General features: G+C 70.5%; 21 protein-coding genes and 2 pseudogenes. 11 read left to right on the top strand and 12 right to left on the bottom strand.

Annotated features, from left to right (window positions below; all coding sequences use genetic code 11):
• Window positions 1–12: 12 nt before the first annotated feature.
• Both M4D53_RS09925 and M4D53_RS09920 read right to left on the bottom strand, forming a co-directional pair.
• Window positions 13–282: pseudogene (locus M4D53_RS09925) on the bottom strand (ABC transporter permease); the annotation flags it as partial.
• A gap of 11 nt (window positions 283–293) precedes the next feature.
• Window positions 294–1,877 (bottom strand): ABC transporter substrate-binding protein, encoded by a 1,584-nt coding sequence (locus tag M4D53_RS09920; RefSeq protein ID WP_259953775.1) that lies wholly within the window; start codon window positions 1,875–1,877, stop codon window positions 294–296.
• Window positions 1,878–2,028: 151 nt separating this feature from the next.
• Here M4D53_RS09920 and M4D53_RS09915 point away from each other — a divergent pair, with 151 nt between their 5' ends.
• Entirely contained in the window at window positions 2,029–2,616 is a 588-nt protein-coding gene (locus M4D53_RS09915) for an Lrp/AsnC family transcriptional regulator (protein ID WP_234024180.1), read from the top strand.
• A gap of 2 nt (window positions 2,617–2,618) precedes the next feature.
• Here the strand turns inward: M4D53_RS09915 and M4D53_RS09910 are convergent, their stop codons facing one another.
• Complete coding sequence (locus M4D53_RS09910) at window positions 2,619–2,978, bottom strand: avidin-fold protein (protein WP_231729533.1); 360 nt, start codon at window positions 2,976–2,978, stop codon at window positions 2,619–2,621.
• A gap of 65 nt (window positions 2,979–3,043) precedes the next feature.
• Between M4D53_RS09910 and M4D53_RS09905 the strand changes: the two genes are divergently transcribed.
• Window positions 3,044–3,949, top strand: coding sequence for a hypothetical protein (locus M4D53_RS09905; protein ID WP_187662752.1), 906 nt, complete (start codon window positions 3,044–3,046; stop codon window positions 3,947–3,949).
• Window positions 3,946–5,034 (top strand): DUF3137 domain-containing protein, encoded by a 1,089-nt coding sequence (locus M4D53_RS09900; RefSeq protein WP_259953769.1) that lies wholly within the window; start codon window positions 3,946–3,948, stop codon window positions 5,032–5,034. The genes M4D53_RS09905 and M4D53_RS09900 overlap by 4 nt, the downstream gene beginning before the upstream one ends.
• A 223-nt stretch (window positions 5,035–5,257) precedes the next feature.
• Here M4D53_RS09900 and M4D53_RS09895 read toward each other — a convergent pair whose 3' ends face one another.
• On the bottom strand, window positions 5,258–6,568 hold the full coding sequence (locus M4D53_RS09895) for a glycosyltransferase (RefSeq protein WP_259953767.1): 1,311 nt from the start codon (window positions 6,566–6,568) through the stop codon (window positions 5,258–5,260).
• Between the two features lie 63 nt (window positions 6,569–6,631).
• Here M4D53_RS09895 and M4D53_RS09890 point away from each other — a divergent pair, with 63 nt between their 5' ends.
• Entirely contained in the window at window positions 6,632–7,270 is a 639-nt protein-coding gene (locus tag M4D53_RS09890) for a TetR/AcrR family transcriptional regulator (RefSeq protein WP_259953765.1), read from the top strand.
• Window positions 7,271–7,331: 61 nt separating this feature from the next.
• On the top strand, window positions 7,332–7,760 hold the full coding sequence (locus M4D53_RS09885; protein WP_259953761.1) for a hypothetical protein: 429 nt from the start codon (window positions 7,332–7,334) through the stop codon (window positions 7,758–7,760).
• A 31-nt stretch (window positions 7,761–7,791) separates the two neighbouring features.
• Here the strand turns inward: M4D53_RS09885 and M4D53_RS09880 are convergent, their stop codons facing one another.
• From M4D53_RS09880 to M4D53_RS09865, 4 genes are all read right to left on the bottom strand, one after another.
• Complete coding sequence (locus M4D53_RS09880) at window positions 7,792–8,196, bottom strand: arsenate reductase ArsC (RefSeq protein WP_370428222.1); 405 nt, start codon at window positions 8,194–8,196, stop codon at window positions 7,792–7,794.
• An 84-nt stretch (window positions 8,197–8,280) separates the two neighbouring features.
• On the bottom strand, window positions 8,281–8,670 hold the full coding sequence (locus M4D53_RS09875; RefSeq protein WP_259953760.1) for a DUF779 domain-containing protein: 390 nt from the start codon (window positions 8,668–8,670) through the stop codon (window positions 8,281–8,283).
• Between the two features lie 70 nt (window positions 8,671–8,740).
• Window positions 8,741–10,291 (bottom strand): acetaldehyde dehydrogenase ExaC, encoded by a 1,551-nt coding sequence (gene exaC, locus M4D53_RS09870; RefSeq protein WP_187662760.1) that lies wholly within the window; start codon window positions 10,289–10,291, stop codon window positions 8,741–8,743.
• Window positions 10,292–10,461: 170 nt separating this feature from the next.
• A complete protein-coding gene (locus M4D53_RS09865) occupies window positions 10,462–11,784 on the bottom strand; it encodes a GAF domain-containing protein (protein WP_259953759.1) in 1,323 nt (440 codons plus the stop codon).
• Window positions 11,785–11,990: 206 nt separating this feature from the next.
• On the opposite strand from M4D53_RS09865, the gene M4D53_RS09860 reads away from it, so the two are divergent.
• The 4 genes from M4D53_RS09860 to treZ are packed head-to-tail and all read left to right on the top strand — an operon-like array spanning window position 11,991 to window position 18,536.
• Window positions 11,991–12,275 (top strand): hypothetical protein, encoded by a 285-nt coding sequence (locus M4D53_RS09860; protein ID WP_060922071.1) that lies wholly within the window; start codon window positions 11,991–11,993, stop codon window positions 12,273–12,275.
• Window positions 12,272–14,452 carry a glycogen debranching protein GlgX gene (gene glgX / locus M4D53_RS09855; protein ID WP_259953756.1) on the top strand — a complete coding sequence of 727 codons (2,181 nt, stop codon included), beginning with the start codon at window positions 12,272–12,274 and terminating at the stop codon, window positions 14,450–14,452. Before M4D53_RS09860 ends, glgX begins: the two co-directional genes overlap by 4 nt.
• Complete coding sequence (gene treY, locus M4D53_RS09850; RefSeq protein ID WP_259953755.1) at window positions 14,449–16,797, top strand: malto-oligosyltrehalose synthase; 2,349 nt, start codon at window positions 14,449–14,451, stop codon at window positions 16,795–16,797. The genes glgX and treY overlap by 4 nt, the downstream gene beginning before the upstream one ends.
• Window positions 16,794–18,536, top strand: a complete 1,743-nt coding sequence (gene treZ, locus M4D53_RS09845) for a malto-oligosyltrehalose trehalohydrolase (RefSeq protein ID WP_259953752.1) — start codon at window positions 16,794–16,796, stop codon at window positions 18,534–18,536. The genes treY and treZ overlap by 4 nt, the downstream gene beginning before the upstream one ends.
• Before the next feature lie 88 nt (window positions 18,537–18,624).
• On the opposite strand, the gene M4D53_RS09840 is transcribed toward treZ, so the two are convergent.
• Entirely contained in the window at window positions 18,625–20,052 is a 1,428-nt protein-coding gene (locus M4D53_RS09840) for a CCA tRNA nucleotidyltransferase (protein ID WP_259953750.1), read from the bottom strand.
• Window positions 20,053–20,194: 142 nt separating this feature from the next.
• Between M4D53_RS09840 and M4D53_RS09835 the strand changes: the two genes are divergently transcribed.
• Both M4D53_RS09835 and M4D53_RS09830 read left to right on the top strand, forming a co-directional pair.
• Complete coding sequence (locus M4D53_RS09835; protein ID WP_259953749.1) at window positions 20,195–22,756, top strand: purple acid phosphatase family protein; 2,562 nt, start codon at window positions 20,195–20,197, stop codon at window positions 22,754–22,756.
• A 125-nt stretch (window positions 22,757–22,881) separates the two neighbouring features.
• Window positions 22,882–23,532, top strand: coding sequence for a hypothetical protein (locus M4D53_RS09830; protein WP_187662769.1), 651 nt, complete (start codon window positions 22,882–22,884; stop codon window positions 23,530–23,532).
• A 127-nt stretch (window positions 23,533–23,659) separates the two neighbouring features.
• On the opposite strand, the gene M4D53_RS09825 is transcribed toward M4D53_RS09830, so the two are convergent.
• From M4D53_RS09825 to M4D53_RS09815, 3 genes and pseudogenes are all read right to left on the bottom strand, one after another.
• Window positions 23,660–24,508: a PrsW family glutamic-type intramembrane protease gene (locus M4D53_RS09825; RefSeq protein ID WP_259953748.1), complete on the bottom strand. Its 849-nt coding sequence runs from the start codon at window positions 24,506–24,508 to the stop codon at window positions 23,660–23,662.
• Between the two features lie 123 nt (window positions 24,509–24,631).
• Window positions 24,632–25,282: pseudogene (locus tag M4D53_RS09820) on the bottom strand (dihydrofolate reductase family protein).
• A gap of 107 nt (window positions 25,283–25,389) precedes the next feature.
• Entirely contained in the window at window positions 25,390–25,860 is a 471-nt protein-coding gene (locus tag M4D53_RS09815) for a GNAT family N-acetyltransferase (protein WP_187662772.1), read from the bottom strand.
• Window position 25,861 lies beyond the last annotated feature (1 nt).

Here is a 25,861-nt window from a genome sequence, read left to right as displayed (position 1 = left end):
GTCCCCGCGGAGCAGGTTCCCCATATAGATGAAGTACTGCACGAACAGTGGCTGGTCGAGACCGTTCGCCGTGATGAACGCCTCGCGCGTCGCGGGGTTCTGCGACGCGCCCTCGCCGAGCGCGGCCGAGACCGGGTCTCCCGGCACCAGGTTGGTGAGCGCGAACGTGACGATGGTCACGCCCACCAACAGGAGCAGGGAGGTCCCGGCCCGCCGCAGCAGGTACCCGACGAGAGGCGAGCGGCGCCGCTGCGCCTGCCTCTGCACGGCCACTGTCGTCATGAGTCGTCCGATCAGCCGGCGGGCGTGATCTCGGCGATGTCCATCTCCCACACGGAGTTGTAGACGGCGCCGGACACGCTGGAGGCGGAGGAGATGTTGCGACCGGGGACGATCAGCGGCACGAACGGGCCCTCGGCCTGCATGGCCTCGGCGAACTCCGTGAAGGCCTCGGTGCGCTGCTCGGCGTCGGTCGCGGCGGCCGCACCGGCGGCGATGCCCGCGATCTCCGGGTTCGCCTCGGCCGCCCAGCCGGCGCGGAGGCCGACCTTCAGACCGGGCGCGAAGGGCAGGAAGTTCGCGGAGTCGGCGTAGTCCGGACCCCAGAACCAGAGGCCGAAGCCCTCAGTGCCGTTGACGTACGCGTCGAGCTCGGTCGCGAACGGTGCAGGAGCGAGGTCGACGGCGATGCCGGCGTCCTCGAGCTGCGCCTGGATGCGCTCTGCGAGCGGCGTGAACTCCACGCCGCCGACCGGGTAGTCGTTCGGGAACTGGAGCTTGAGGGTCTGACCGGTGTAGCCGGCCTCCTCCAGCGCGGCCTTCGCCTTGTCGAGGTCCTGCTCCACGCCGCTGTCGAGGGCACCCTCGAACCCGGGCGGGATGACGCCGGTGGCCTGCACGGCGCCGGCGCCCGCGAGCTCGAGCAGCGCGTCGTAGTCGAGCGCGTAGCGGATGGCCTCCGCGATCTTCACGTTCGCGAGGTCACCGCCGGCCTCGCCCTGGTTGAGCAGCAGGAAGATGGTCTGGCCGGAAGGGACCGAGTCGACGCTGATGTCGTCGCCGAGGCCCGCGACCTGGTCGCCGTTGAGGTCCATCGCGACCATCGAGTCGCCGCCCTTGAGGTTGGCGAGCTGGGTCGCGCTCTCCGAGACGTTGCGCACGACGACGCGGCTGTAGGCCGACTCCTCGTCGCCGTTGTACTCGTCGTTGCGGGTGAGGACGACCTGCGAGCTGAGGTCGAGGGTGTCCAGCACGAAGGGGCCGGATCCGGCGGACTCGCCGTCGAGGAAGCCCTGGGCGCTGTCGGAGCCGTCGGTGGTCCCGCCGTTCTCCATGACGACGTCGGCGTTGACGATGCCGAGCGCCGGGTTCGCGAGGATCGCGGGGAGCTGCAGCAGCGGGGTCTCCGAGGTGAACCGGATGGTCTTGTCGTCGACCTCCTCGATCGTCAGGCCGCCGAGCAGGAAGTTGGGCTTGGCGTCTGCCATGCCCTGGATGCGCTGCAGCGAGAACACGACGTCCTTCGCCTCGATGGGCGAGCCGTCGGAGAACACGCGGTCGCCGTCGAGCGTGAAGGTGAACTCGGTCGCCTCGTCGTTCTGCTCCCACGACGCCAGGCCAGGGACCGGAGTGGAGACGTCGGAGCCCTCGAAGTCGACGAGGGTCTCGTACAGCGCCTTCGCGATCATGTTGCCGGTCGGGTCGTAGGTGTGACCCGGGTCGGTCGTCTCGATCGAGAACGCGGTGTCGATGACGAGGGAGTCGGAGCCCTGGGACGACTCGGAGTTGTTCGCCGAGTTCCCTCCCGAGCAACCTGCGAGCGCCAGGAGCGCGACGGCTCCGAGCGCGATGACCGGCGTGATACGGCGTGACGACATCAGGGCCTCCAAGGGCGAGGAGTACATTCGGGTCCGGTCGCCACCGATGTGGACGACCGGGGATCAGATTCGCATCATATGCGACGATGTGTCCAGCAAGTGCGCGTCACACAGGCACGCATTGTCGAGAACCTCGGATGTGAGGAGCAATATGTCCAGCAAGGACGCGGATCCGTCGAAGCAATCTGGACGAAGTGCCGCCCCTTTGGATGAGACGGCGTACAGAATCCTCGATGTGCTGCGCGATAACGGTCGCGTCTCGATCGCCGCGCTGGCCGAGAAGGTCGGCATCTCGCGGGCCAGCGCCTACACGCGGGTCGAGTCGCTCGTGCACGACGGCGTCATCACCGGATTCAGCGCGCGCGTGGATCAGGCGAAGGCCGGGCTGTCGATCGGGGCGCTCGTCTTCGTCACGGTGATGCCGCAGGCCTGGGCCTCGTTCCGGGAGCGCATCATCGAGATGCCGGACGTGGAGTGGTGCGCGATCACGACCGGGGAGCACGACGCGATGCTGCTCATCCGCGCCGTCGACGTGAGCGGCGTGCACGAGTTCTCGACGGGGGTCATCGCGCAGCTTCCGGAGGTGCGGACCGTGGTCAGCGTCGTCGTGCTCGACGAAGTGATCCGGCGGCCCTACCTGCTGCCCGGCGACCTGCCGGAGCGGCAGACCGAGGTCCCGCTGGGGATGACCCGGTGGACGCCGGCCTCCCCCGGTCGGGACGCACTCCCGCCGCGCTGAGGTCAGGCGGCGGGGATCTCCTCGACGACGCTCAGCTGCGGAAGGCCGTGCATCTCGTAGTGCTCGACCAGACGGATGCGGCCGTCGTCGGTGAGCTCCAGCTCGCTCTCGCCGTCCCCGGTGACGACGGTGCCGTCGGCCTTGAGCACGTGGACGAACGAGACCCAGATCGTGTCGCCGGTACGCGTGCCCACGAACTTCCCGAAGGTGACCGTGTCGCCCTCGTAGCCGCCCCAGATCGCGCCGTCGCGTTCGAAGTACTCGAAGACGCTGGGGGCGTCGGGATCGACGGCGGAGGTCGTGGACGAGACCATGCGGAAGCGTCGGCCGTCGAGGGAAGGGAGGGTCGCGGTGGCAGTCACCCCTCGATTATGAGGGATCCACGGCCGCGGCTCGCGTCGTCGGACACGGCCGGTACCGTGGTCGCATGGAGTGGATCGCAGACCCCGGCGTCGGCGCGTGGCTGCGCGAGACCCTCGACGACGGTCTGGGCAGCATGCACGCGGTCGTCCCCCGCGGCTTCCCCGCGTACGCCCGGGTCTTCCATCCCGCCACCGTGCGGGAGAGTCCCACGGCAGCGGATTCCGAGGTACGCGTCAGCTGGGCGCAGACCGCCGCCGCCTTCGGCACGACGATGCACGCGGAGGCGCAGTGGCACCGGATCGTGCGGACTCCCGTCGACGCCGATTGGCGGACCCGCATCGCTCCGGACGGCCGCGAGTTCACGGCGCCGCTCGAGGGTGCGCTCGACAGCGACCTCGTGTCGATCCTGGCCGGGCACCTCGCCGCCCACACCACGACCCCGGACGACGGGGTCGTCGCGCTCTGGGACGGGTTCGGCGCCCTCGTCGGGTTCTTCGGCGACGGCCCGTCCCGCGCGTTCCTCACGTTCAGCGACGACCCGAACCATCAGGCGATGCTCGACCGGAGCATCCACGACCCGTTCAACAACGTCTTCCGGAAGCCCACCTGGCAGGACGGCATCCTCTCGCGGGAGATCTCCGAAGGGCCGCGGCTGCAGCTCCCCGGGCGCGACTACGTGCTGTTCTCCGGCGGCGCCAGGGACTTCATCGATCCGGCCTGGGTGCTCGGCGTGCCGTGGCGCGACCGGGTGGGCGAGGAGCACGGCTTCCCGCCCTCCGCGCAGAGCCCGAACATCCTGTGGCCGAAGGATCGCACGTGGGTGATGGTCTCGGAGATCGACTACGACTCCACGATCGTCGCGGGCTCGCCCGACCTCGTCCGCGCGATCTGCACGGACGAACGTCTGGAGGCGAAGGCGCTTCGCGAGGGCGCCGACCTCACCTGGGACGCCGACGAGGTCAACCGATGACGTCTCCGCAGGCGTCGGCGTCGTTCGACGCGCGTCCCCTCACCGATCCGGTCGACCCGGCCGCCGTCCGCGCCTTCACGGCGGAGCTCCGGTCCCGGCGGACGACCGGCATGGCGGTGTCGTCGATCATCGCCGTCGTAGCCGTGGCGATCGCCGGAGTCGTGCTGCTCCCGATCCTCGCCTCCGTGGTGGTGGCGCTGGCAGCGGGCAGTGGGTCCCCCGCCTCCGCGGCGATCCCGCTCGTCCTCCTGCTCCTGGTGGCGGCGGGAGTGGGTGTGCTCGTCTGGATGGGCGTCCGCAACGCGCGCACCGCTCGGTACCGCCTGCACCGGTTCGCCCAGGCCAACGGCATGACGTACGAGCCCCGCGTGGACGATCCGCCGCTCCCCGGAATGATCTTCCACCTCGGCCGTTCGCGCCTGGCCACCGACCTCGTCCGCGGAACCCACCCGCGGTTCGTGGAGTTCGGCAACTACCAGTACACGGTGCAGTCCGGGAAGAACTCGACGACGTATCGCTGGGGCTACGTCGCCGTGAAGCTGGATGTGCCCCTGCCGAACATCGTGCTCGACGCGAAGGGCAACAACGGCTTCGGCTCCAACCTGCCGGCATCGTTCCAGCGGGCGCAGCGTCTGTCGCTCGAGGGCGACTTCGATCAGCACTTCACCCTCTACTGCCCCGAAGGCTACGAGCAGGACGCGCTCTACCTCTTCACGCCCGACATCATGGCGCGCTTCATCGACAACGCCGCGCAGCTCGACGTCGAGATCGTCGACGACTGGCTGTTCCTCTACACGCCCCGCCGGGCCTCCACACTCGATCCGGCGACGTGGGCCTGGCTGTTCGGGACGGTGGGCGCGTTGCTGACCAAGCTCGACCAGTGGGCGCGGTGGCGCGACGACCGCCTCGCTGCCGCGGCGGCGCCCGGGGGCCACGCTCTCCCGTTCGCTCCGCCGGCGGGGATGATCACCCCACCGCCGGGGGTCGCGCCGCAGGGTCGGCGCCTCAAGCGCACGGGCACGTGGGTGCCGATCCTCGTGGTGATCGGCTTCGCGGTCTTCTGGATGCTCAGCCGCTGGAACTGACGACGGTCCGATGTGGGGGTGGGTGTCGTTCTGGGGAACCGACGCCCACCCCATCCCCCCTCGGGATCGAAAGGAATTCGACGTTCCCTCCGCATTGACGGTTCGACCGTCCCGCCCGTGGTCAGCTGGGGACTGACGCTGCGTGGCGATACCCGGATGGTATACCGGCGGACGTTGCACCCGGTTGCGTTCATGCGCGGGAATGCACTTTCCCGCGCGGCAGTCAGCGGTGCATCGCGCTGTCTGGTGCGGCCCGAGTGGCCTCCCCCGCCAGGACCGCGTCGAGCGTCTGCCAGGCGTCCGCAGCGCGCATCGCCTCTCCGACCTGCCGTGCGCGGTCGCGGAACGCCGGCTCGACCAGCACCCGGTGCACGGCCGCGGCGACCTGTCCCGGCTTCGGCGCATTCGTCCGCAGGTTGACGCCGACGCCGGTCCACCCGACTCGGGCGGAGACCTCGACCTTGTCCTCCGTCTGACCCGCGACCACCAGCGGGACGCCCTGGGCCAGGGCCTGCTGCACCCCGCCGAAGCCGCCGTTGGTGACGAACACGTCGATCTCCGGCAGCAGCCGGTCGTAGGGCAAGTACTCGGCGACCCGGACGTTCGCCGGCAGCTCCGCCGGGAGCGCGTCGACAGGACGGCCGCCGGTGGATACCACCACGAGGGCGTCGGTCGCGGCGAGCCCGGCGATCGTGGGAAGCACGAGCTGACCGAAGTCCGCGTTGGCGATGGTGCCCTGACTGACGTGGATCACGGGCCGCCGACCGTCAAGGTCGGACCACCAGTCCGGCAGCGGTGCCGTCGACGGCGCGGCCGGAAGGGGCCCGGCGAAATGCACGGACGCCGGGAGGTCGGACCGTGGGTATTCGAACGCGGAAACCGAGAACTGCACGTACGCGTCGGCGCGGCCCGCCCAGTCGAGCACGAATCCGCCGAGATCGCGGCCGACGGCCTCGCGCGCCATGGCATCGGCCTCCTTCTGCACGCCCCCGAAGATCACGCGCTCCGCCACCAGACGCAGGAAGGCGTTGCGCACGCGTCCGAACGGCCCGGGCATCGGCGTGACTCCGAGCCCGAACGGGGCCGTGTCGACGCTGCGAGCGCCGAGCGGGAAGATCCCGAGGACCACGACCGGGGGCCGCTCGGCCTTCGGCAACCGCTGCAGCAGCGCCGCACCGACGAACAGCGGTTCGGTGAGGACCGCGTCGATGCGGTTCCGCGCCAGCTCGACGCGCACGGCCTCGAGCTGAGCCCGACCCGGGCGGATGAAGAGGGTGCTCATATCAAAACGGAGCGCGGCCGCCCCGGTGAGACCTTCGCGCTCGGGGAACGCGCCGTTCGCGTCGTCGAGATCGACGTCGGCCTCCGCGGGCAGCGGGCGGAACAGCGCACCGGCCGCTGTCACCCGCTCCTCGTATCGGCTGCTCGTGAGGAAGAGGACCTCGTGCCCGCCCGCGACCAGGTGCCTGGCGACCTGCAGCAGCGGGAGCACGTGCCCGTGAGCGGGAGTGCAGGTGAGGAGGTAACGGGACATGGCGGCTCTCTCGATAGGGTTGGTTGTACCGTTGAAGTATTCATCACCCTTTGAGGAAAGTCAATGACGTCGAGTGTGCGCCCCTACCGCTCCGCCCTGCGGACCCGCCAGGCCGAGGAGACCCGTGCGCGCATCGTCGCGGCGGCCGCCCGCCTCTTCGCCGCGCAGGGATACCAGGCGACGACGATCTCCGCGATCGCCAAGGAGGCCGGGGTGTCCGCGGAGACGGTGAAGACCACGGCGGCGAAGGCGGAACTGCTCATCGCCGCCTTCGAGGTCACCTTCTCCGGCTCGGAAGCCGCCGAGACCCTCGCCGACACCGAGGCCGGTTCGGGACTGACGGCCCTGCCCGACGACGTCTTCCTGGACGCCGTCATCACGCAGATCGGCGCCGCGAACGAGCGCGGGCATGCCCTCTGGACGGTCCTCCTGGGTGCGGCGCTCTCCGACCCGGTCGTCGATGCCGCCCTCCAGCGCATCCTCGCGAACCGGGCGGCGGACTACCGGGGGTTCGCGGCGGAACTGCAGCGCCGGGGCATCGTCGCCTCCGACCGCGACGGCGACACCCTCGCCGACGTGCTCTCGTTCCTGCTCTCGCCCGAGAGCCACCAGCAGCTCGTCGTGCAGTCCGGCTGGTCGCCGGACCGCTACCGCTCCTGGCTGCGGAGTGCTGTGCTCGCCGCGGCCTCTCCGTCGGCGTGACGACGAGGTCGGCGAGGACATTCGTTGACCGATTCGTCAACCAACGCGTAACGTGCTACTCATGCGCATCAAGACACTGACCGCCAAGGTCGGGTATCTGCTCGTCGTCATCGTCGGGATCGTGCTCACCGTCGTACCGCTCACGGTCCTCAGGTTCGAACTCGGATTCGTGTGGGCCACCGTGGTTATCGTGGCGGCCGTCGTCGTGGCGGCACGAACGTTCCGTAGCCCCGGAGAGTCGGACGCCCCACGCCCCTGGTGGAAGATGACCAGCACACGAGGGAGCGGAATCCTCCTCAGCGCAATGTTCTTGATCCAAGGGATCATGGCCTCCTCCGGAGCATTCGCTTCACCGAGTCCGGTGCTGGCCGTGATCGGTGGCCTGGTGGCGCTCGCAGTGGCAGCTCTCTACCTGAACTCCGCAGTCCGGGTCCAGGGCACTCCGGTGCCGTCGCTGCCAGAGAGCTCCAGGCCGAAGCTCTCCCCCTGACAGGTGCTCGACGGGGCGGGCTGAGCGCGGGTCAGAGCAGCTCGGCCACGAGGGTCTCGATGCGGCCGCGGATATCGTCGCGGATCGGCCGGACGGCATCGATTCCCTGACCGGCGGGGTCATCGAGCACCCAGTCCTCATAGCGCGTGCCGGGGAAGAACGGGCACGCGTCACCGCAGCCCATCGTGATCACGACGTCCGACGCCTGCACGGCCTCGGTCGTGAGCACCTTCGGCTGCTCGGCCGTGATGTCGATGCCGAGCTCCCCCATCGCCGCCACCGCGACGGGGTTGATCTCGGCAGCGGGCATCGACCCGGCGGAGCGCACCTCGATGCGGTCGCCGGCGAGGTGCCGGAGGAAGCCGGCGGCCATCTGCGAGCGCCCCGCGTTGTGCACGCAGACGAAGAGGACGGAGGGTCGGTGTGGTGCGTTCACGATGGGGCCAGCGTATCCCGTTCGAGTCGCTTGATTAGCTGCATCTCCGGCCGAAATGGGACCAATCGGGCGATTCGAAGGCCCTCAGGCCAGGCCGAGGCCCGCCAGCTCGGCGGGGTCGAGCATTCGCGACCGGATGAGGAACCGCATCCCCGTCGGGCCCTCGACGCTGAACCCGGCGCCGCGTCCCGGCACGACATCGATGGTGAGGTGCGTGAACTTCCAGTACTCGAACTGCGAGGCCGACATGTAGACCTCGACCGGATCGTCGAGCCCGACGTCGAGGGTGCCGAGGAGCACGTCGCCGGGACCGGTGAGGAACATCCCCACGGGGTAGCACATGGGGGCGGAGCCGTCGCAGCAGCCGCCGGACTGGTGGAACATGAGCGGCCCGTGCTGCGCGGTGAGTTCGCGGACGAGCGCGGCGGCGGGGTCGGTCACCGCGACGCGGGCGGGCGTGGTTTGACTGGCCATGGGACTCCTTCCGGAATGCCGAGTGCCGGACGGCGCGGCGCGCGCCGCCCGACACTCGGGCTCGGGCGGATCAGAAGAAGCCCATCGGGCCCTCCGCGTACGAGACGAGGAGGTTCTTCGTCTGCTGGTAGTGGTCGAGCATCATCTTGTGGTTCTCGCGGCCCACCCCCGACTGCTTGTACCCGCCGAACGCGGCATGCGCCGGGTACTGGTGGTAGGTGTTCGTCCACACGCGACCAGCCTCGATCGCCCGGCCCGCGCGGTACGCGGTGTCGCCGCTGCGACTCCATACACCGGCCCCCAGCCCGTACAGGGTGTCGTTCGCGATCGAGATCGCGTCGTCGAAGTCGTCGAACGAGGTGACCGAGAGCACAGGACCGAAGATCTCCTCCTGGAAGATCCGCATGTCGTTCGTCCCCTCGAACACGGTCGGCTGCACGTAGAAGCCCTCGCTGAGGTCGCCGCCGAGGTCGGCGCGCTCGCCTCCCGTGAGCAGCCGGGCCCCGCCCTGCTTGCCGATGTCGATGTAGCTGAGGATCTTCTCCAGCTGATCGTTCGAGGCCTGCGCGCCGATCATCGTCGCAGGGTCGAGCGGATTGCCCTGCACGACCTTCTCCACACGCTCGAGGCCGTCGGCGAGGAAGCCGTCGTAGATCGAGCGCTGGATGAGGGCGCGTGACGGGCAGGTGCAGACCTCGCCCTGGTTGAGCGCGAACATCGTGAAGCCTTCGAGCGCCTTGTCGTAGAACGGGTCGCTCGTGGAGCGGGCGACGTCCTCGAAGAAGACGTTCGGGCTCTTGCCGCCGAGCTCCAGGGTGACCGGGATGAGGTTCTGCGAGGCGTACTGCATGATGAGGCGGCCGGTCGTGGTCTCGCCGGTGAAGGCGACCTTGCGGATGCGCTTGTGCTGCGCGAGCGGCGCGCCGGCCTCGATCCCGAAGCCGTTCACGATGTTCACGACCCCGGCCGGCAGCAGGTCGCCGATGATGTCGAACAGGAACAGGATCGACGCGGGGGTCTGCTCCGCGGGCTTGATGACGATGCAGTTGCCCGCGGCGAGCGCCGGCGCCAGCTTCCACACGGCCATGAGGATCGGGAAGTTCCAGGGGATGATCTGCCCGACCACGCCGAGCGGCTCATGGAAGTGGTACGCGACGGTGTTCTCGTCGAGCTGGCTGATGCCGCCCTCCTGCGCGCGGAGCACCCCCGCGAAGTAGCGGAAGTGGTCGATCGCGAGCGGGATGTCGGCGGCGAGGGTCTCCCGCACGGGCTTGCCGTTCTCCCACGTCTCCGCGACCGCGATCTCCTCGAGGTGCTGCTCCATCCGGTCGGCGATGCGGTTCAGGATCACGGAGCGCTCCGCGGGGCTGGTCTTGCCCCAGGCGCTGAAGGCCTTCCAGGCGACGTCGACGGCGCGGTCGATGTCCTCGACGGTGCCGCGGCCGACCTCGGTGAAGGGCTTGCCGTTGACGGGACTGATGTTCTCGAAGTATTGGCCCTTGGCGGGCTCGACGAACTCGCCGCCGATGTAGTGACCGTAGCGGGGCCGGTAGTTCGCGACCGCTCCGGGCTGTCCGGGGGCGGCGTAGGCGAGGGACACGTCTTCTTCGACGATGGTCATGGGGTCTCCTTCGACGGGGGCGCCGCGGCGTCGATGCCGCGGTGTTCCCTCGACGCTAGGCCGCTCCCCGTTGCACTCCCGATGCGCAACGTTGCAGCCGGTTGCGCCCCGTTCGAATCGCTCACCTGGCTGCATCCGCGGCCGAAATGGCACCAATCGGGCGATTCGAATCAGCCGAGGCGCTCGATCCGCGTCACGAGACCGGCACGACGCGGCGAGCGCGCCGGCAGCATCTCCAGCGCGAGCCGCAGCACCTCCGCGTCCTCGCTCCCCTCGGGGGTGTCCGCATAGGCGAGCAGCACGTCCAGACTCGCCCCCGACAGCATCACCTCCCGCAGCGCCGCACGGACCGAATCGCGGAACTCCTCGACGCCGGGCGAAGTCGAATCCGGCAGCACCGGCCCCCGGTAGGCCGTCAGCGCGACCCGGTGGGCGCCGCGATCAAGGAGGGACAGCACGTCCTGAGCATCGGTCTCCAGCGGCACCGGAAGGCGATACGGGCGGGACTCCGGCACGAGATCCGGGGCCGCCCGCTCCAGGACCTTGCGCAGGCGCACCATCTCCGGCCGCAGGGTGTCCGGCGAGACCCCGGGACCGTAGACGAGCTCCGCGAGCCGGTCGGCGGAGAGGCCCTGGCGGTGCACGGCCAGCATCAGGAGGATGGCCGCGTGCCGGGCGCTGAGCTCGGTGACGGCCTCCTCGTGTGCCGACGCGGTCTCCAACCGGGCACGGTCGCGTCCGAGCACCTGCAGTCGCGCGCGAGCGAGGGGTTCCGGCGGGGTCCTGCCCGGCAGGCGTCGAGCCGGAGGCTCCGCTCGTCGCTGCAGCCGCGCCACGAGGAGCTCGGACTCGACCGCCCGCGCCGTCGCGTCGACGAGCAGTCGCGCCTGCGGGGTCACCACTTCGGGTCCGCCGGTGATGTCGATCACGCCGAGGACCCGCTGCGTCTCCGGGTCGCGCACGGGCGCCGCACTGCACGACCACGGGTGCACCAGGCGGTTGTAGTGCTCGGCCCCACGGATCTGCACCGACCGCTCCAGGGCGAGCGCCGTGCCCGGGGCGCTCGTGCCGACGGCGTCCTCCGCCCAGTTCGCGCCGGCCACGAACCCCATGCCCTCGGTGAGGGACCGAAGCTGCGCATCGCCCTCGATCCACAGCAGGCGCCCTGCCTGATCTCCGACGGCGATCACGACCCCCGAGTCCTCGGAGTCGCCGGGAAGCAGCAGCGCGCGGATCATCTCCATCGCGGAGGCGAGCGGGTGAGTCAGACGATAGGCGTCGAGCTCGTCCTCGAACAGGTCGAGCGGTGGCAGCGCCTCCGGACCGACACGGCGGCGCCAGGACCGCTCCCACGACTCCCGCACGAGTGGCCGCACCTCGCGGAGGCGGTGGTCGTCGAGATTGCCGGCGATGAGCTCCTCGTGCGCACGCTCGACGAGGAGGCGAGACGCCGTCGGCGACGCCTCCCGCGGATCGTGCCACGTCGCAGACACGCGTTCTCCGTTTCTGGAGTCGAGAGCGTGCCCTCAGTGTACGAGCAGGATCGACCGGGCGGAACAGCGGCCGCGGCAGTGGTCAGGGCAACAGGGAGTGATCCCGCCGTCATCGGGTGCGTAGCCGGTCGAGGCCCGGATGGCAATACCGTTCTCGAATCTGTTCCCGGTTCCTATCGTGGTCCCATCACGAGTCAGGAGGCGCCATGAACGTCCACACCCCCACCAGCACTGGCTCCTCGCAGCGCGCCGACGCGGCCCACCCCGCCGCGACCGAGCCGGCCTGCGAGCGGATCGACTTCGACCGGTACGTCGTCGCGCACGACGCTCCCGTCGGATACATCGAGGTCGTGCCGCCGCTCTACGTCTGCTACCTCGGACACCCGTATCCTCGGGCTGTGGAGATCGCTCAGGTGTACGACTACGACCATGCCGTCAGCATCGTCAGTGCCATGGCCGCGGGTTCGCGCGACCACGCCCTCGCCGGATGAGCGGCGAGGTCTGGCCCGGGTCCGCGTACCCGCTGGGGGCCACCTTCGACGGTCAGGGCACCAACTTCGCGCTCTTCAGCGAGGGCGCGGAGCGCGTGGAACTCTGCCTCTTCGACGCGGACGGCACGGAGACACGAGTGCCGCTCACCGAGGTCGACGCGTTCGTCTGGCACGGCTACCTGCCCACGGTGCAGCCGGGGCAACGCTATGGCTACCGTGTGCACGGTCCGTACGATCCCGCGCAGGGACAGCGCTTCAACCCGAACAAGCTGCTCCTCGACCCCTACGCGAAGGCCGTCGCCGGTGAGATCGACTGGGGCCAGTCCCTCTTCGGCTACGACTTCGGCGACCCCGACTCCCGCAACGACGACGACTCCGCGACCGCGATGGCGAAGGGCGTGGTCGTCAGCCCGTTCTTCGAGTGGGGCGGCGACCGTCCGCTGAAGACCCCGTACGCGGAGACGGTCATCTACGAGGCCCACGTCAAGGGGCTCACCCAGCGGCACCCCGAGGTCCCGGAGGAGCTGCGCGGCACCTACGCCGGCATCGCGCATCCGGCGGTCATCGAGCATCTCCAGCGCCTCGGCGTCACGGCCCTGGAGCTGATGCCGGTGCACCAATTCGTCAATGACTCGGTGCTGCAGGACAAGGGCCTGTCGAACTACTGGGGCTACAACACCCTCGGATTCTTCGCCCCGCACAACGCCTATGCCGCCGGCGGCCAGGACGGCCAGCAGGTGCAGGAGTTCCGCGCCATGGTGCGCGCGCTCCACGAGGCCGGCATCGAAGTCATCCTCGACGTCGTCTACAACCACACCGCTGAGGGCAACCACCTCGGGCCGACGCTCTCCATGCGCGGGATCGACAACGAGGCGTACTACCGGCTCGAAGAGGATAAGCGGTACTACACGGACTACACGGGCACGGGCAACAGCCTGAACGCGGGCAACCCGCACGCGCTCCAGTTGCTCATGGACTCGCTGCGCTACTGGGTGACCGAGATGCACGTCGACGGTTTCCGCTTCGACCTCGCGGCGACCCTCGCCCGCGAGTTCTACGACGTCGACCGCCTCGCGGCCTTCTTCGAGCTCGTGCAGCAGGATCCGATCGTCTCGCAGGTGAAGCTCATCGCCGAGCCGTGGGATATCGGCCCCGGCGGCTATCAGGTCGGGAACTTCCCGCCGCAGTGGACGGAGTGGAACGGCAAGTACCGCGACACCGTGCGCGACTTCTGGCGCGGCGAGCCCCAGGCGCTCGGCGAGTTCGCCTCCCGCCTCACCGGCTCCGCCGACCTGTACGAGCACTCCGGCCGGCGCCCGGTCGCCTCCATCAACTTCGTCACCGCCCACGACGGCTTCACGCTGCGGGACCTCGTGTCGTACAACGAGAAGCACAACGAGGACAACGGCGAGGACAACAACGACGGCGAATCCCACAACCGCTCCGACAACATGGGCGCGGAGGGACCGACCGACGACATCGACATCAACCGGCGGCGCGCGCGTCAGCAGCGGAACTTCCTGGCGACCCTGCTGCTCTCGCAGGGCGTGCCGATGATCTCCCACGGCGACGAACTCGGCCGCACGCAGCACGGCAACAACAACGGCTACGCGCAGGACAACGAGCTCACGTGGATCGACTGGGAGGCCGCCGACCTGCCGCTCGTGGAGTTCACGGCGGCGGTCGCGCGGCTCCGGCACGAGCACCCGACCTTCCGCCGCAGCCGCTTCTTCGACGGACGCCCGGTCGCAGACGAGGACGAGGACGGCGAGCGCATCCCCGACGTCGTGTGGCTGCGCCCGGACGGTGCCCGCATGACGCCGGAGGACTGGGACTCGGGCTTCGGACGCTCCGTGGGCATGTTCCTGAACGGCCGCGGCATCCGCGAGAACGACCGCCGCGGACGTCCCGTGGAGGACGTGAACTTCCTCGTCTACTTCAACAGCGGCGACGAGCCCGTCGACCTCGCCCTGCCGGACGACCGGCACGGCGCGGAATGGCTCGTCTCCGTGGACACCGCCGGCGAACTCGGTGACCGGAAGCTCCGGGCGCGGGACAGCGTGCCGCTCGAGGGCAAGGCCATGCTCGTGCTGCAGGAACTCGACGGCGAGCCCGTCGACACGGATGACTCCGTCGATGCCTCGCTCCGCGCGCAGAGCGAGCAGGCTGCGTCATGACCGACAGACCGGTCTCGACGTATCGCCTGCAGATCAGCGAGGACTTCCCCCTGGACGCGGCCGCGGGGGTGACCGGATACGTCGCCGAGCTCGGCGCCTCGTGGGCCTACCTGTCACCGTTGCTGGCGGCGACCCGCGGCTCGAACCACGGCTACGACGTCGTGGACCACGGCCGCATCGATCCCGACCGCGGCGGCGCGGAGGGGCTCGTCCGCTTCGCGGCGGCCGCACGGGCGGGAGGCCTCGGCATCCTCGTCGACATCGTGCCCAACCACGTGGGGGTGGCCGTGCCGCGGCAGAACCCGTGGTGGTGGGAGGTGCTGCGGCTGGGCCGGAAGACCCGTCATGCGGCGGCGTTCGACATCGACTGGGCAGCGGGCGGCGGGCGTCTCCTGCTGCCGCTGCTGGGCGCGAGCCCGGACGAGGTCGTCGCGAACGGCGAGCTCGTGGTCGACACCACGCCGGCCGCCGACGCGCCGGACGGCGTTCTGCGCTACTTCGAGCATGAGCTGCCCCTCGCCCCCGGCACCGCGGCACTGGCGGATGATCTCCCGGCGCTCCTGGGCGCCCAGAACTACGAGCTGCGGTTCTGGCAGGACCAGAACACCGACCTCACCTACCGCCGGTTCTTCGCCGTCTCCGAACTCGCCGGCATCCGGGTCGAACGGCCCGAGGTGTTCGCCGAGTCGCACCGGGAGATCCTGCGCTGGATCCGGGAGGGCCTCGCGGACGGTCTGCGGGTGGATCACCCGGACGGCCTCGTCGACCCCGGCGCGTACCTGGAGCAGCTCGCCGACGCGACCGGACGCGCGTACACGCTCGTCGAGAAGATCCTGGAGCCGGGCGAGGCCCTGCCGGCCTGGTGGCGGACCGACGGCACCACCGGATACGACGCGCTGGCCGAGCTCGACCGCCTGTTCGTCGACGCGGAGGGCGTCGCGGCGCTGGACCGGCTGGATGCCAGGCTCCGCGCGGAGACCGGTCTCCCGGACGCGCTCCCCTGGCACGACCTCATCCACGACACGAAGCGGATGATCGCGGACACCCTCCTGGCCGCCGAGGTGCGCCGACTGGTGCGTACGCTCCCCCACGGGATCGTGCACGCCGACGACGCGCTGGCCGAGCTCCTCGCCTGCTTCCCCGTGTATCGCTCCTATCTCCCGGAGGGCCGCGAACACCTGCGCGCCGCCTTCGCGGAGGCCCGTCGCCGACGCCCCGACCTCGCGACCGCGTTCACAGCGCTGGAGCCGCTGCTGAACGATCCGCGCCTCGAGGTCGCGCAGCGATTCCCGCAGGTGAGCGGCGCCGTGATGGCGAAGGGTGTGGAGGACACAGCGTTCTACCGGTTCACCCGCCTCGGAACACTGACCGAGGTCGGCGCCGACCCGTCCCTCCCCGCGCTGTCGGTCGAGGAGTTCCACGACGCGCAGCGGGCGCGGCTGGCGGCGTGGCCGCACTCGATGACGACGCTCTCCACGCACGACACGAAGCGCTCGGAGGACGTGCGCGCGCGCCTGTCGGTGCTCTCGGAGATCCCGGAGCGCTGGGCCGAGGTGCTGGCCGAGCTACGCGACGTGGCGACCACCGGGCACGGCCCGCTCGACGCGCTGATCTGGCAGGCCGCGGTCGGCGCCTGGCCGCTGCCCTCCGACCGGCTACTCGCCTACGCCACCAAGGCCGCGCGTGAGGCCGCGGAGGGGACGACCTGGCAGCATCCGGATGCGGAGTTCGAAGAGGGCCTGGCCGCGATCGCCCGGTCCGTCGAGGGAGAGGCCGCGCCGATCCTCGACCGTTTCGTGGCCGAGATCGTCGATGCGGGGCGCTCCAACTCCCTCTCCGCCAAGCTGCTGCAGCTCACCGGCCCCGGCGTGCCTGACGTGTACCAGGGCACCGAGCTGTGGGACCTCTCGCTCGTCGACCCCGACAACCGTCGACCCGTCGACTTCGCTCTGCGCGCCCGGATGCTGCGGGAGCTCGACGCGGACCACGCCCGCGGTGTGGTCCCACCGATCGACGACTCCGGCGCCGCGAAGCTGCTGGTGACCTCGCGGGCACTGCGACTGCGGCGGGACAATCCGGAGCTGTTCCGCTTCTACCGGCCGGCCGTCGTCGAAGGTGAGGCCGCAGACCACGCGATCGCCGTGCACCGCGGCGGCGCAACCGCCGTGGCCACACGGCTGCCGGTCGCGCTGGCGCGCCGCGGGGGCTGGGGCGACACGGTCATGATGCGCCCCGAGCTGCCGGGGACCGACCTCCTCACCGGCCGGCGGATCCCGCCCGGGCCCGTGCGACTGGCGGAACTCCTCGACACCTACCCCGTCGCGCTGATCGAGCTGGCCCGATGATCTCGGTGTGGGCGCCGCGGGCGACCCGTGTGCGGGTACGACGCCTCGACGACGCGGGCACCACCGTGGAGGAGCGCGCACTCACGGCGGGGGCAGAGGGGCGCTGGACCACCGACCTCGTCCTCGCGGACGGTGAGCGCTACGGCTTCGTCCTCGACGACGGCGACGACCTCCGCCCTGACCCTCGCTCGCGGCGGCAGCCGGACGGCGTGCACGGGGCCTCGGCGGCGTTCGACCCCGCAGCCTTCGCGTGGACCGACGCCTCCTGGACCGGACGGCAGCTCGCGGGCGGGCTGATCTACGAGCTGCACCTCGGCACCTTCACACCGGAGGGCACGCTCGACGCGGCGGTCGGCCGCCTGGCGCATCTCGTCGACCTCGGCGTCACCCATGTCGAGCTGCTGCCCGTCAACGCCTTCAACGGCGCCTGGAACTGGGGATACGACGGCGTGCTCTGGTATGCGGTGCAGGAGGAGTACGGCGGCCCCGCGGCCTATCAGCGCTTCGTCGACGCCGCCCACGCGCACGGGCTCGCCGTCGTGCAGGACGTCGTCTACAACCACCTCGGCCCGAGCGGCAACTACCTCCCGCTCTTCGGTCCGTACCTGCGCGAGGGCGAGAGCACCACCTGGGGCGACTCGGTGAACCTCGACGAGGACGCCGTGCGGGAGTACATCCTCGACAACGCCCTGATGTGGCTGCGCGACTTCCACGTCGACGGACTCCGGCTCGATGCCGTGCACGCCCTCCACGACCGGCGGCCGGTGCACCTGCTGCGGGAGCTCGCCGAACGCGTGGACGCCCTCTCCGCGCAGCAGAACCGGCCGCTGAGCCTCATCGCGGAGTCAGACCTCAACGATCCGACGCTCATCCTGCCGCGGGAAGCCGGGGGCTACGGGCTCACCGCGCAGTGGTCCGACGACTGGCACCACGCCGTGCACGTCGCGCTCACTGGAGAGACCGCCGGGTACTACACCGACTTCGCCGCAGACGAGGCGGTGGCCAAGGTGACGGAGGGCGGCTTCTTCCACGACGGCTCCTTCTCGTCCTTCCGCGACCGTCCGCACGGGTCCCCGATCCCGGCCGAGGTGCCGAGCTGGCGGCTGGTGACCTTCGCGCAGGATCACGATCAGATCGGGAACCGCGCCGCCGGGGATCGGCTCCCTGCCACCCTGTCCCCCGATCGGCTCGCGGTGGCCGCCGTGCTCACCCTGACGGCCCCGGGCACCCCGATGCTGTTCATGGGTGAGGAGTGGGGCGCCACGACCCCCTGGCAGTTCTTCACGTCCCACCCCGAACCCGAGCTCGGACGCGCCGTGGCCGAGGGCCGCACGGCGGAGTTCGCCCGCATGGGATGGGATCCGGATGCGGTGCCCGACCCGCAGGACCCCGAGACCTTCCACCGCTCGCACCTCGACTGGGCCGAGGCCGAGGCCCCGGAGCACTCCCGGCTCCTGTCGCTGTACCGCGACCTGGCACGACTGCGGCGAGCGCTACCGGAGCTCACCGACCCGGACTCCGCGCACACGACGGTCGAGGTCCGGGAGACGGACGGCCGCCCCGAGCACCGTGTCTACCGCATCGACCGAGGAGGAGTGTCGGTGCTCGTGAACCTCTCCCCCACCCCCGCGACGTTCAGTGTCCCCGCTACGGCCGACCTCCTCCTCGCCACCGCCGCCCTGACGCGCTCCTCCACGTCCCTGACACTCCCCCCGGACGCCGCCGCCATCGTCAACTGAGGTCGACCCACCCCTCTCCGGTCCTCCCGGCCCCCTGCGTGCGGCCGTAAGGGGCCGGGACGCACGGAAGGGGGTGGGCCGGCAGGAGTCAACCGCGCGACGCCCACCACTCCCGGAGACGCTGCTCCGCGACGGCCTCGCCCAGCACACCCTCGTCGAGGCGCAGATCGAGGAGGAACCGGTACGCCTCGCCGACCTCCCGGCCCGGCTTGATGCCGAGGACCTCCTGGATGCGGTTGCCGTCGAGCTCCGGACGGATCGCGTCGAGCTCCTCCTGCTCCCGGAGCGCCGCGATCCGTGACTCGATGTCGTCGTAGGCGGCGGCGAGCCGGGCGGCCTTGCGCTTGTTCCGCGTGGTGACGTCGGCGCGGGTGAGGATGTGCAGGCGCTCCAGCAGATCGCCGGCATCGCGGACGTAGCGGCGCACGGCGGCATCCGTCCACGCCCCCTCCGCATAGCCGAAGAACCGAAGATGCAGCTCGATCAGGGTCGCGACGGCATCGGTGGTCGCCGAGTCGAAGCGCAGCGCCTGCAGCCGCTTGCGGGCCATGCGCGCGCCGACCACGTCGTGGTGGTGGAACGTCACCGCACCGCCCGGCTCGAGCTTGCGCGTGCGGGGTTTGCCGATGTCGTGGAGCAGAGCTGCGATCCGCAGCGGCACGTCCGGCGCCGCCCCGGGGTTCCGGGCATGCTCGAGCGCGATGGCCTGGCTGAGCACCGTGAGGGAGTGCTCGTAGACGTCCTTGTGGTGGTGGTGCTCGTCGACCTCGAGCTTGAGAGCGCTCACCTCGGGGAGGAACTCGTCGATGAGTCCGGTCTCCACCAGCACCCGGATGCCGCGGACGGGGTCGTCGGTCTGCATGAGGCGCACGAGCTCGGACTGCACGCGCTCGGGGCTCACGATCTTCAGCGTCTCGCGGAGCTCGGTGATCGCCCGCTCTGTGTCCTCCTCCACCGTGAAGCCGAGCTGCGCGCTGAACCGGGCGGCCCGCAGCATCCGGAGCGGGTCGTCGCCGAACGACACCCGAGGATCCGTCGGCGTCCGCAGTACCCCCGCCACGAGGTCCTCGACCCCGCCGGTCGGATCGACGAGCTTCACCGCGGGCACCTGGAGGGCCATCGCGTTGACCGTGAAGTCGCGGCGGACGAGGTCGCCGTCGATCGAGTCGCCGAACTCCACCGTCGGCTTGCGCGTCACGCCGTCGTAGCTGTCCGCCCGATAGGTCGTGATCTCGACCTGCTCGCCCCGGACCCGGGCACCGATGGTCCCGAAGGCCCGACCGATGTCCCAGTGCGCGGATGCCACCGGCTTCACGATCGCGAGGATCTGATCCGGCGACGCACTCGTCGTGAAGTCGAGGTCGTGCGTCTGCCGCCCGAGCAGCGCATCGCGCACCGGACCGCCCACGACGGCGAGCTCGAAACCGGCTTCGTCGAAGGCCTCCGCGAGGGTACGGACGACGGGATTCTCGGCGAGCGCGCCGAGACGCGCGAGGCCGTCGGCCATGTTGAGCATGGGTTCCAGCGTACCGGCCGCCCCCTGACGCGCCCGCGTTCACCTCCCGGTCGTCTTGATGTCAGACCCCGGTCATCCGGCTCCGCTGGGCTGGGGGCGCCCCGTGCGGCTGAGCACGGACACCCACCCACGAAGGACAGACATGACCTCCCCCACCCCTGCGGTGCGGTGGCGGCGTCGCGGACTGACGTCCGTCGCGCTGCTCGCCGTGCTCGGCGGCGCCGTCGTCGCCCCCGCGGCCCTCGCCGCGCCCGACCCGGAAGTGCCGACCGGCTCGCTCCTCACCGGCGACACCCCCTGGCACTACCTCGACGACGGCTCCGACCCGTCGCCCGCCCCGGCCGCGCTGCGCGACTGGACCCTGCCCGCGTACGATGACAGCGCCTGGAAGACCGCACCGGGCAGCTTCGGTGCCAAGAACGGCGCCCTCGCGCCGGTGGGACCGCAGACCCCGAAGACACTCCTCAACCACTACCTCGACGGGGTGAAGGCACCGACGGTGCCGACGTACTTCTTCCGCACGACCTTCGAGCTGGAGGCCGGCGTCGCCGAGCAGGTCGCCGCCCTGCAGAGCACCGTCACCTTCGACGACGCGATCATCGTGTGGATCAACGGCGAGGAGGTCGCCCGCTACGTCGACGGCCGCATCACCGACACCACCAACGTCGAGTACGCCGGAGACTCCAACGGCGACCCCCTGACCAGCACGTTCAGCGCCGAGGGCGACCTGCTCCGCGACGGCACGAACACCATCGCCGTGTCGCTGTTCCAGGACCGCGCGTCGAGCTCCGACATCTACTTCGACATGTCGTCGCTGACCCTCGTGAAGGCCTCCGACCCCGGCACTCCCGTCGTCGCCCCGCCGACCCGCGTCATCCTCACCCCGACCGAGAAGCCGGAGGTGTCGCAGTCGTTCTCCTGGCTCGCGGGCGACCCGTCGCACACGGCAGGTCAGGTCGAGATCGGCCCCGCAGCAGGTGGGGCCACCCGGACGGTCGACGCCTATGACGCCGGAGTGGTGAACGGCAACCCGAACAAGCACTTCTCGGCCACGGTCACCGACCTCACCCCGGCCAGCGCGTACCGTTACCGTGTCGGCCTCCCCGGCAGCTGGAGCGACTGGCACGAGTTCCGCACCGCGGACCCGAAGGCGAGCGACTTCCAGTTCATCTACTACGGCGACGCCCAAATCGGTCTCGACACCACGTGGCCGAGCGTCGTGAAGCAGGCAGAGGCTCACGCCCCGCGATCGATCGGCTCCGTGCACGCCGGAGACCTCATCAACACGTCCAGCAACGAGAACGAGTGGCTGAACTGGTTCAAGGGCATGGAGGATTCCGCCGTGCGCACCAACGTCATGGCCGCCCCCGGCAACCACGAGTACTCGGGGGACAAGCTCCTCACCGCCTGGAAGGCCGCGTTCGAGTACCCGCACAACAACCCGTCCACGAGCTCGATCGGGGAACTCGCGAACCTGGCGAAGGGCGACTCCGAGGTGGCGCAGCAGTACCGCGCGTTCTTCGACCACTGGAGCTCGTTCGCCGCAGAGACCGCTTACTACACCGACTACCAGGGCGTCCGTTTCATCACCTTGAACGCGACGCGCGACACGACCTTCCTCACGCCGGCCGGGCTCCCGTCCTGCACGGGCGCGGAATGCCCGTCGTCGCAGATCGGCACGCTGTGGACGCGCTTCCAGGCGGCGTGGCTCGACCTGCTGCTGCAGAACAGCCCGTCGAAGTGGAACGTCGTCACGTTCCACCAGCCGGTGTTCTCGGCGTCGGCCGGTCGTGACGAGCCGGTGCTCCGTGCCGAGTGGCTGCCCGTCTTCCAGCGCAACGACATCGACCTCGTGCTCATGGGCCACGACCACACGTATGCCCGCGGTTTCGTGAACACGGACGCCACGGACACTCCCGGTCTGACCACGGGGCCGGTGTACGTCGTGTCGAACTCCGGCGCCAAGCACTACGACCTGGAGACCCCGGAGAAGAACGTCTGGACCAACAACGGCGCGACCCAGGTGCTGCGCGGTCAGGGCGTGACGACCTACCAGGTGATCGATGTCTCGAAGAACCAGCTCGTCTACCGGTCGTACCTCGCCGAGAAGCAGCCGGACGCCACGACCGACCTCCCCGTCGGCGCGGTCTACGACACGTTCACCGTGACCAAGTCCGACGCGGGCGAGAAGTGGGTGACCGAGGCCGGCGTCACCCCACCGGTCACGGAGGAGCCGGAGCCCGAGAAGCCCGCGACCGTCGAGCTGGGCGCGTCCTCGGTCACCGCCGGCGGCACGCTCGCCGTGTCGGGCAGCGGCTTCGCGGAGGGCGCCGAGCTCGCGCTCGAGCTGCGGTCCGACCCGGTCTCGCTCGGTACGGTCACGGTCGCGGCGGACGGCACGTTCGCGCGCACCGTCACCATCCCGGCGGGCACCCCGGCGGGTGCGCACACCCTCGCCGTGATCCTCCCCGACGGCTCAGAGGTGACGGCCTCCCTGACCGTGACCGCGGCGGCCGGTGGCGGAGCGATCGTCCCCGGTGAGAGCGACTCGGGTGGTGCGACGGACGGTGACCTCGCGACGACCGGTGCCGACAGCACGCCGTTCGTCATCGGCGCGGTCGTGCTGCTCGCCGCCGGCCTCGGCCTGTTCGCCCTGCGTCGCCGCCGCCGGGATGCCACGGTGGAGACGATCGAAACGGTGTAGCCCGTCAGCGGGCGTCGTCCGGGGTTCTCCCCGGGCGGCGCCCGCTCTTCGCGCACGGATCCCCCACCGATAACGGTTCAGCCTCCGTCCGCCGGTCGATCCCGCGCTCACTCTAGGCTCAAGCCATGCCCCACCCCTCTCGGCTCGTGATCGCTTCCACCGCAGCTGCAGTCCTGGGCTTCGCCCTCACCGCCTGCGCGCCCGAGAGCACGGAGGGCGGTGGACCAGTGCCGTCGCCATCGCCGTCGCCATCCATCATCGCCTCTCCCCCCGCGACGCCCGCGGACCGTGTCGTCGAGATTTCGGTTGACGGCCTTTCGATCGATGACGGCCCGGTCCTCGCGTACGACGACGCCGACGGCGCCCTCGCGGCCCTCACCGATGCGTTCGGAGCGGCGCCGACGGAGGCACCCGTGGAGGGTCCGTACGGCGCCGTGTACGCCGGCTACGACTGGCCGGGAACGAAGGCCACGGTCCGCGACACCCGCATCGACCTCGTCGTGTCGGCAGACGCGCCGGGAGTGATCGTCCGGACTCCGGAGGGTATCGGCATCGGCTCGACGCGCGCTGAGGCGATGGCCGCAGGGGCCGTGGACGGGTGGGATGAGGACGGCGATGGCGTCGCCGACTACCTGAGCATCGGCGTGCGGGAAGTCCCCGGCACCTCCTCGCTCGTGAACCCCGGCGAGGTCGGTGTGGAGTACGTCGACCTCACGATGACCGGCGACATCGTGAGCCGCCTCAGCACCGGTGGCAACGACTTCAGCGACATCTGAAGCACCCCACGACGCCGCCGCCCGTCCGGGCACAGCTTCGGAGCCGGGGCTCGACTCGCCGTCGTTCAGCCCCCACGTCGGCGTGTCGGTCGAGATGTCCGAAGCTGTGCACGCGATCCGCGAGGGCTCAGGCTCCGCGGCGGGTCAGCACGAGGCGGAGGGTCACGGCGAGGACCGTCGACACCGCGATCCAACCAAGTGCCGTGCCCAAGGCTGTGAAGAACGAGGCCTGATCGGTGGCGCCGGCGAGGTTCCCGTAGTTGATCGCGGCGTGGGCTCCGATGGCCACCGTGAGTCCGGCGAGCGCGACGAGCGGGCGGGACCAGGCGCGACGGGCATCCAGCGCGAGGCCGAGCGCCGCCCCGGTCCAGACGGTGAGAGCGGCATGCGTGGGGAAGGTGAGCGTGCGGACGATCCACGTCACCACGCCGTAGCCGACATCGTTCGCCGCGATGTCAGCCGCGATGGCGGAGGCGTCCTCCACCGCCGCGAAGCCCACGCCGACCAGCGCCCCGGCCATCGCGCCGAAGAGTACGCCGCGGCGCCCGACGCGCCGGGCGAGCACGAGGATGAGCAGCACCCCGAGACCCTTCCCGAGCTCCTCCACGATGGGCGTCAGCACCCACGTCGAGGGGATCGCCTCGCGCAGGATGCCCTGATCGTCGACGTACAGCGCCTGCTCGGAAGACCACGCGCCGAGCCCGGTGGCGATGAGCACAGCAGCACCGGCGCCCCAGGCCGGCGCCAGCATGGAGGACGTCCAGGAGCGCGAGACCCGCGGAGCGACCCAGCGCGCGGCGAACATCGTCACCGCCGCCGCGGGGAGGACGGCCACGAGACACAGGAGGAAGACGGGGCCGGACTCGACGGTGAACAGCAATATCGCCAGAGCCAGCGGGATGAGGAACACCGAGAGCACCACGGAGCGGCGCCCCCAGAACGGGACGGTTTCGGAGGGAGCGAGCGCGGAATGCACGCCCCGATCCTTCCAGACCGATGCCGCGACTCTCCTGGGCGCAGCCGCACTTCCGCACGAGGTCGCAGGTTCTCCCGGCAATCCGTGCGAGCTCGGTGCGAATCTGCGACCGCGTGCCGGGCCTCAGCCCTCGCGGGAGAACGTGATGTGGGTCACGCCGGACTCCGCGACCTCGGAGGTCACGCGATAGCCGGCCTCGAGGCCGCGCAGGTCGTCTCACAGACGGATCCCGCTGCCGGTGAGGATCGGGGTGATGCCCACGTGCAGGTCGTCGACGAGCCCCGCGCGCAGGAACTCCCGGACCGTGGTCGCCCCGCCGCCGACGCGCACGTCACTCCCTCCGGCCACCGCCACCGCCTCCCGCAGCGCCTCCTCGGGGGTCGCGGTGAGGAAGCGGAAGCTCGTGCCGTTCGCGAACTCGATCGGCGGGCGCGGGGTGTGGGTGAGGACGAACACCGGAACCTCGAACGGCGGCTCCTCGCCCCACCAGCCGCGCCACTCCGGGTCGTCCGGGTTCGCGTGGAGGCCGAACATCCCGGCGCCCATGATCTCGGCACCGATGCCCCGGAAGTACTGTGCCGCGTACTTCTCGTCCACCCCGGTCGTGCCGGCGCCGCTGGTGTCGTGGAAGACGCGCTCCTGGAAGGTGCGGGTCGCGGTGTAGGCGGCGGTGAGTCGTCCCCAGTCCTCGCCGAACGGGTTCTCCGGGGTCTGATCGGTCGTCGTGGCGAAGCCGTCGAGAGTGATGTTGAGGTCGACGCGCACGCGGGTCATGGTGCCTCCGAAGCGGTGGGGACGGGCACCGGTCGGCGCGCCGTCCCCAGCGTCGGGCGTTCCGCGGCCGGTGTCAAGAGCGGGCCGCCGTACCGGACACCCGCGGATCAGGCCTTGGGGTCGTCCGAAAGCGCCATGTGGATGATCGGATAGGGACGACCGTCACCGTCGAGCGCGCTCCGGCCCACCTCCACGAAGCCTCGGCTGCGGTAGAACCCGCGCGCGCCCGGGTTGTCCTCGTTCACATCGACCCTGGCCACGCCCTGGTGGACGACGACCTCGGCGAGCAGGGCAGAGCCCACACCGCGTCCGCGAACGGCATCGGAGACGAACAGCATCTCCAGCCCGTCGTCGTGGACGCCGGCGAACCCGACCGGAACCCCGTCCTGCTCGGCGACGGTGAGGGTCACCGCGGGGAAGTAATCGGACGCGAGGTGCGATTCGATCCGGGCGAAGTCGGTCTCCTCCAGGAAGTCATGGGTGGCGCGAACGGCGCTGCGCCAGATCTCGACGAGTTCCGCGTACTCCTCTTCCCCCCGGCACGGCCGGATGGTGAGCGGGGAACTGCCTGCGGACATG

The organism is Microbacterium meiriae (genome assembly GCF_025143875.1).
Classification (GTDB): domain Bacteria; phylum Actinomycetota; class Actinomycetes; order Actinomycetales; family Microbacteriaceae; genus Microbacterium; species Microbacterium meiriae.
This window is presented reverse-complemented; position numbering and strand designations above follow the sequence as displayed.